General features: G+C 57.7%; 4 protein-coding genes and 5 pseudogenes. 5 read left to right on the top strand and 4 right to left on the bottom strand.

Annotated elements, in window-relative coordinates; all coding sequences use genetic code 11:
• From ACR3E6_RS20735 to ACR3E6_RS20715, 5 genes and pseudogenes are all read left to right on the top strand, one after another.
• Positions 1–272: ATP-binding cassette domain-containing protein (locus ACR3E6_RS20735; RefSeq protein ID WP_480489133.1), on the top strand; the 272-nt coding region annotated here is incomplete at its 5' end.
• Positions 238–312: pseudogene (locus tag ACR3E6_RS20730) on the top strand (hypothetical protein); the annotation flags it as partial. The gene ACR3E6_RS20735 and the pseudogene ACR3E6_RS20730, both read left to right, overlap by 35 nt.
• A 21-nt stretch (positions 313–333) precedes the next feature.
• On the top strand, positions 334–978 hold the full coding sequence (locus ACR3E6_RS20725; protein ID WP_480489175.1) for an ABC transporter ATP-binding protein: 645 nt from the start codon (positions 334–336) through the stop codon (positions 976–978).
• 11 nt (positions 979–989) lie between these two features.
• A complete protein-coding gene (locus ACR3E6_RS20720; RefSeq protein ID WP_480489131.1) occupies positions 990–1,793 on the top strand; it encodes an ABC transporter permease in 804 nt (267 codons plus the stop codon).
• A gap of 111 nt (positions 1,794–1,904) precedes the next feature.
• Positions 1,905–3,175, top strand: a pseudogene (locus ACR3E6_RS20715) (ABC transporter permease).
• Positions 3,176–3,215: 40 nt separating this feature from the next.
• On the opposite strand, the pseudogene ACR3E6_RS20710 reads toward ACR3E6_RS20715, so the two are convergent.
• The 4 genes and pseudogenes from ACR3E6_RS20710 to ACR3E6_RS20695 form a co-directional block, all read right to left on the bottom strand.
• Positions 3,216–5,131 (bottom strand): annotated as a pseudogene (locus ACR3E6_RS20710) (beta-galactosidase).
• A pseudogene (locus tag ACR3E6_RS20705) lies at positions 5,128–5,987 on the bottom strand (SMP-30/gluconolactonase/LRE family protein). The pseudogenes ACR3E6_RS20710 and ACR3E6_RS20705 overlap by 4 nt, the downstream one beginning before the upstream one ends.
• On the bottom strand, positions 5,984–6,589 hold the full coding sequence (locus ACR3E6_RS20700; protein WP_480489129.1) for a 2-dehydro-3-deoxy-6-phosphogalactonate aldolase: 606 nt from the start codon (positions 6,587–6,589) through the stop codon (positions 5,984–5,986). Before ACR3E6_RS20700 ends, ACR3E6_RS20705 begins: the two are co-directional and overlap by 4 nt.
• Positions 6,586–7,418: pseudogene (locus ACR3E6_RS20695) on the bottom strand (2-dehydro-3-deoxygalactonokinase). The gene ACR3E6_RS20700 and the pseudogene ACR3E6_RS20695 overlap by 4 nt, the downstream one beginning before the upstream one ends.
• Positions 7,419–7,438 lie beyond the last annotated feature (20 nt).

Genomic DNA, 7,438 nt, shown 5'->3' with positions numbered 1-7,438 from the left:
AAACAACCATTCTGAGGGCAGTGTCCGGCTTTCTTGAACCAAGCGAAGGCAACGTCCTGATTGGTGGCAACAATATGCGTGGCATCGGGCCCAACAAGCGCCCGACGGCGCTGATCTTTCAGAACCTCGCATTGTTCCCGCTGATGAAGGTCTGGGAAAACATCACGTTTTCCATGGAAATCAAAGGGGCCAGTGCTGCCGAACGCCGCAGGCGCGCCGATGAGCTTCTGGACATGATTGCGTTACCGGGGGGGGGACAAACTGCCAAGTGAACTGTCAGGTGGTCAACGTCAGCGTGTTGCTATTGCCCGTGCTCTGTGCGCCGAACCGGACGTGCTGTTGCTGGATGAGCCTCTGTCGGCACTTGACCTGAAGCTGCGCCAGCACATGCGGACCGAGTTGCGTGAAATTCAACAGCGTGTCGGCATTACTTTCATCTACATCACGCACGATCAGGGTGAAGCGCTGACCATGTCGGACAATATCGCCGTCATGCGTGCCGGTGTGATTGATCAAATCGCCGACGGGAAGACGATTTACAACGATCCCAACACGGCTTTTGCGGCTTCATTCGTTGGCGAAAACAATGTGTTCCGCGGTAAAATCAAGCAAGTGATGGGCAAGGAAGCTTTGATCTCGACCAACCGTTCGGGGGATCTGGTGGCAAGGATTTCGACGGCCAATCAGGGCAAGATGAAAGAAGGTGATGACGCGATGATGTTCATCCGCCCCGAGGCCTTTGCAATTGCCCCCGATGGCGCAACGGGCGATCACTTCGTCACCGCCCGGGTCAATCATGAAGAGTTCGAAGGCAACGTCTTCAACATCTTCACCGAAGGCGAAGGCGGAAAGGAAATCAAGGTCTCGATCCCCAACCATGGGCAATCCTTCGAGGACCACACCGGACAGAACATCACGCTGGAATACGAGACGCATAATGCCGTCGTCGTTCCCGCGGGTGAGCTGGCTGCGGAATAAGGGAACAGTTCATGCCCCGATTTCTGAAAGAATTCTTCAATCGCAACGGCACCGGTATGGGCTTGGCGATCCTAGGTCTGGTTTTGTTCTGGACAATCGGCCTTATTATCCTGCCGCAGCTGTCGATGCTGGATTTCTCGTTCCGTCCAAACCTGCCCCCACCAGAAATTGGCGGGCCGAAGGACGTCTATACGCTGGAGAACTACAAGTACCTGATATACGGCCCCGAAGGTGGCAGTCAGGATTACAACACGGTTGACCTGCGGGTGTTCTTCCGCACCCTCGTGGCGGCCGTTTGCGTCACGATTTTCAACCTGATCATCTGCTATCCGATCGCCTACTATCTGGGGCAGTCCGAAGGCAGCCATATCCGCATCTTCGCGATCATGCTGATCATCCCTTACTGGATCAACGAAATCCTGCGCGCCTTTGCGTTGCGTATTATCTTCGGTGAAACCGGTGTTCTGAACACGTTGTTCGTGGGGCTGGGGGTCTGGGATACGCCGTTCGACTTCATCCGAAACGATATCGCACTCTATGCCGGGCTGGGCTATGCCTATATTCTGCTGATGATCTTCCCAATGTATAACGTCATAGAAAGCCTGGACAAAAATCAGATCGAAGCCGCGCGCGACCTTGGCGCGCCGTGGTGGCGGATACATTGGCGTGTGGTCATTCCTTATGCCAAGCCAGGGATCAGTTCGGGCTGTACGATGGTGTTCATGCTGTCTGCGGGCGCGCTGGCGGCACCGCAAACTGGGCGGGCCGTCGTCGCTGTGGTTCACACAGCTGATCTATCAGCAGTTCAACGATAACAACGACTGGCCGCAAGGGGCTGCTTATGCGATCGTCCTGCTGGTGACCTGTATCCTGTTCGTGCTGGCCATGATGCGCCTGTTCAAAGTGAACATGGGGGATATCGGGAAATGAACAATTCCTTTCTCCGCATAAGCATCTGGGTCTATCTGGCGATCTTCTTCCTGTATCTGCTTGGCCCGCTTGTGATCATGTCGATCACCGCGTTCAACTCGTCCGGCTTCCCGCGGATGAGCCCGTGGGAATGCCTGACCTTCCAGTGGTTTGGCGAGTTGTTTCAGGATCAGCGCATCCTGAACGGTATCAAGAACTCACTGATCATCGGGATCGGCACGGTCATCCTGTCAGTGGCCATGGGTCTGGCGGGCGCATTGATGCTGACCCAGATCTGGCCAAAGCTGCGGGCGACTTACTATACGATCATTATCGCTCCGATCCTGATCCCGGGTGTTGTTCTGGGTATCTCGACGCTGGTGTTCTGGGATCGTATCAACCGGATGCTGGGACTGGGGGCGGACAGCTTCCTGTCAAATGGCATTTTTCTGACGGTGATCGGCCAATCCACCTTTATCGCCAGCTACTGCATGCTGGTGTTGGTGGCACGCTTGCAGCGCTACGACGTGGCCCTGACCGAGGCGGCACTGGACCTTGGGGCCAGCCACGCCCAGGCCTTCCGCAAGATCCTGTTGCCGTTCATGCGTCCGGCGATTGCATCGGCAGCGGTGTTGGCGTTCCTCGCATCGTTCGAAAACTACAACACCACCACCTTTACCTTCGGTGAATACCCGACGTTGACGATCGAGCTGGCCCAAAAGTCCGGTATGGCATCACACCCGCGATCTCGGCGCTGGCCTTCATCATCGTGGCGCTGACAGTGTTCTTCGCTCTGCTGAACGAAGCCAAGCTGAAACGTCAGGAACTGGTGGCAGCGGCGCGCAAGAACGCGACGGTTGAGGAACTGGCCGGCAAGATCAAACTGCCCAGCTTCTTTTCCGGCAACATGGCAGCGGTTCTGTTGGTTGTATTTGCCGTCGCAACGATCACAGTTGTCGGCACTGCGGCCACCTACAATCCGGCGCAGTGTATCGCCGATATTCGCGAGCAGAAGCAGCTGGAAGCGGAACAGCGTATTCAGGAGTTGCGTAAACAGCGTGAAGAACGCCGCAAGCAACGCGAAGCTGAAGAAGCGGAACAGGGCGGTGCGCAATCCACCCCGAAACCGACGAACAACAGCGGCTTTGGCAATGTTTTCGCTCCGAACTCTTTAGGGGGCGAGGAAAGCGAAGGCGCTGATAGTGGGCCTGAATCCGAAAACACTCCGTCCAATAACAGTGGTTTCGGCGGGGTGTTTGACCCCAATAGCCTGCAAAACGACGAATAGCGGCGCAGGTTCGTAGCCTCGGCATCCGCCCGGACTGACCTCAGGTTTGTTCGGGCGGATTGCGTTTCAGGATTTTGACGTCACAACCTTCGACGGTGAGCCCGTTCCAATCCACCGGTCCTGCGTTGTAGTTGATCAGGAAGGCATGATCGGCCGTCTCGCGCAGTCGCAGGCCTTGCGGCATCCTGCGCAATGTCAAATCGGCTTCTTCCGCCGCCATGGCTATAACGCGGTCCCAAAGGTCTGCATCGGGGAAGCCGGCCAAGTACCAGATTCCGTCCCCTGCCTTGAGAGCAGGTGTTCCGTCTTCGAAACTCAGCAAGTCTTTGGCCGTTCCTGACAATCGGTCGATCCAATGCCGCGCCGCGCCGCCACCCTTGACCGCGCGTTCAACCGTGGGCGGCAGAGTTTCGACCAGATCAACATCGCAATCGATCCTTCTCAGACCGGGTCTGCCCTTTTCAGGAATTTGAAAATCGCGGGTGATCGCGCCGCCGCGCGGTCCCAGAATGGCAAGATCGCATCTCTCTGCCAAACGTTGTTCCAAATCAGGATCCATTGTGGCCAAACCGGGCGCAAAGATCACCGAGTAATCACCGGGAATGTCCTTCGCCGAAACAAAGTCTACCGAAAGACCGGCCCGTCGCAGCGCGCGGTAAGCCGAAAAAACCAATCGGAAATAATCAAATCCCGCGCCTTGTGGTTGTGTGGTCCACGCCCAGTCCGAGGCGTAATCAAACAGAATGGCCACTTTGGCCTGTATCTGTTGCACCGCGCCCAACGTGTTCAGGTCATCTGCGGTCTGGCGGGCCTCTGCCAGTGCAGCAGCAGGGTGATTGTTCGATGTCAGCAAGCCCGCATGCATTTGCTCTTGCGCAAACGGGGCTTGCCGCCATCGGAAATAACTCACCACCTCGGCACCATGAGCCACGGCTTCCACGGACCAAAGACGCACCATTCCGGGCAGGGGCGCCGGATTATACGGTGCCCAATTCACCGGGCCGGGTTGTTGTTCCATCACCCACCAACGGCCGCGCCCGACCGCCCGGTAGAGATCATGGTGAAACGCCTGCATGTCCGGATCACCCTGTTGCAAAAAGGCGGTCTTGTGCGCGTCGTCGGCATCCAGCCGGTCCGACAGAAAACCGATCGGATAACTGTCCCAGGTGGCGATATCCAGATCCGCGCCAACCTTGAAATGGTCGAAGTCCAGAATACGGCCCATGTAATTGTGCAAAAGCGGCGCATCAGTCAACGGGCGCAGCGCATCCACCTGTGCTCTGTTGAAAGCCGCGACCTGATCCGAACTGAAGCGCCGGAATGCCAGTACATGAGCCGGGTTCGGCTCGGTCACCGTTTGATTGGGCAGGTCGATTTCGCTGAAGTTGCGATATTCCATCGACCAGAACACATTGCCCCACGCCTGGTTCAGCGTTTCAATTGTTCCGTACCGTTCGGCCAGCCAATGGCGAAATGCCTGTTGAGCAGCTGCGCTGTAGCTGAGAGTGGTGTCGTGACACCCGTATTCATTGTCAATCTGCCACGCGACGACATGCGGGTTCCTACCGAACCGTTCACCCAATATGCGTGCGATGCGGGTAGATCGTCGATATAGCCTTGATGGCTAAAGCAGTAATGCCGCCGTGATCCGAACTTGCGCGGGTTGCCGTTTTCATCGGCGGCCAGCATATCCGGGTGTTTGTCCAGCATCCAGCGCGGCGGTGTTGCGGTTGGCGTGCCCAGCACGACCTTCAATCCGGCTGCTCCGAGTGTCTCAATCGCGCGATCTAGCCATTCGAATTGAAAAACGCCGGATTGCGGCTCGATGCGGCTCCACGCGAACTCGCCAATACGCACCCATGTAAGGCCTGTTTCGACCATTTGCGCGGCATCGTCTGCCCACATCGCTTCCGGCCAATGTTCAGGATAATAACAAACGCCCAGTTCCGGCTTCATAAGATGACCTTGTGTTCTGCCTGACCCTGACCTGCATTTCGCGCGGCAAAGGTCATGCCGTTGGTCGGTTGGCTGTCTATTGTTTCTGCGTTCAATCCCTGACGGGCCGTTGTGCAGAAAAGCGTATTCAGTTCATCGCCCCCGAAAGCGGGACATGACGTATGGGATGCGTCAAATGCAACGGCCTTCAGAAACATGCCGTCGGCCTTGTATACCGCAATTCGGCTGGCACCCCATTGTGCAATCCAGATATTCCCTTGGGCATCGATGACCGCGCCATCCGGGTTCAGACCTTCTTTGCGCAAATCCAGAAAAACTGCGCTGTCGCCTTCCGGCCACCCGGTTTCGGCGTTCAGACGCCAGCGCCTGACTTGTTTCGTTGCGGTGTCGCAGAAATAGGCCACCGAACGATCGGGGGCAAAACAGATCGCGTTGGAGATTGTCACATCCGGAACCAATCGTCTCAACTCGCCTTTCCAGAAGCGATAGATTGATCCGGCCCCGGGTTCTGCCTGCTTGCCCATTGTGCCGATCCAAACCCACCCCACGGATCGGCGCGGCCATCGTTTGAACGGGTCACGGGGTTGTCGGCTTCCAGAGGCGTGATCAAGTTCCGCTTTCCGGCTTGCAAATCGAGACGCCACAGCCCCGTTTCCGACGCCATAAGAAGCGTATCGCGATCCACCCAGCCCGCGGCCGAAACATGTTCATCGAAGCTCCAGCTTTTGGGCATTCCCCGCTCGCGGGTCATCAGACGTTTGCCTATGATATCGAACCAGAAAAGCTGACGTCTTTCAGGATGCCACAACGGGCCTTCGCCCAACTCGCAGGGGCGGTCGTCAAAGATAGTGCTCATCCGGCGGCCTCGTCATAGGCCGTGACGATATGCCGGGAGCGCTCGGCGATTTCGGCGACATCCATTCCGGGTTTGTAAAGTGCAGAGCCTATCCCAAAGCCATCTGCGCCCGCTTTGATCCATTGCCCGAAATTTTCGGGTCCGGCACCGCCAACGGCAAAAACAAGCGAGCCTATGGGCAAAACCGGACGTAAGGCGGCCAATCCCGCCGGACCAGCCATCACCCCGGGGAACAGCTTCAAACCGGTGGCCCCGGCCGTGAGGGCCGCAAAAGCTTCGGTTGGGGTGTAAACCCCCGGCCAGCTTTGCAGGCCTAACGCGACTGAACGCTTGATGACCTCGGCGTCATAGTTGGGCGATACGATCAACTTGCCTCCGGCGGCCGACACAGCGTCCACCTGATCGACTGTCAAAACAGTGCCCGCGCCGATCAGGGCCTGGTTTCCAAACGCATCAACCAAAGTTCTGATACTGTTGAGCGGATCCGGAGAATTGAGCGGCACTTCGATCCGGTCGATGCCGGCATCGATAATGGCGCGGCCAACGGCTTTGGCTTCGTGTGGTTGCAATCCACGCAATATGGCGATGATGGGACGGCTCATGCGGTTTGCCTTGTCATGTTTCGGGCCAGCGCAAGCCCGGCCAGAGTTGCCTCGGTGGCGTTTGCGGTTTCCACGAACGCGCCTTGCCGTTGCAGGGCTGTTGCATATGTCTGCGATACGCCTTCTGCTCCGATAATGGCCAGTTGCTGGCCCAGCCAATAGGGCCGTGTCGCGGCCAATTCGGCCCCGATCAACATTCCGGAAAGCGCGCGCGTGCGGTGGCTTTGGCCTGACCTTGCAGCAAGTCCGCCGCTCGCAAGTTGAAAAGACGCGCAGCCAATTGTTCGGGCTTTGACAACGTATCCGCAACCGCCTCGGCGAAAGCGTCTTCGTCCCAGCCCGGGCCTACAGAGTGCCGCAGCACGGACTGACCACATAGCAGGTCGAACAACTCACCCGTCATGAAGGTACGAAAGCTTACAACCTCGCCAGCGCTTACCTGAACCCATTTCGTGTGGGTTCCGGGCAGGCAGATAACGCCGTCCCAATTCTGGCGCGCGCCCAGAAATCCGGCAATCTGGGTTTCACCCCGCATCACATCCGGCGGGGTTGTCTGTTTCAGACCGGGTATGACATAGGCCCGGATGCGCGGATCTGATCCGGGTACGCGGATCGGGACATCGGGCAAGGGGGCCGACGGCACGGTCGAATAAGGGGCTTCCACCCAGCCTTGGCGTGCGCCGACCATTCCGCAAGCGACCACATCCACCGGCGCGCCGGGCAACCAGTTTTCGATCAAATCCAGCAGGGCGGCTTGAAACCCGTCAGGCCCGACATGCGCCATGCCCTTGTCGGATTGCGCATGGTCCAGCGCAGTCGAACCCTGCATGGCCCAGGCCCGTAAATGAG

The organism is Ruegeria sp. AL3 (genome assembly GCF_056536065.1).
Note: the sequence above shows the minus strand (reverse complement) of the source record. Positions and strands in the feature narration are given on the sequence as shown.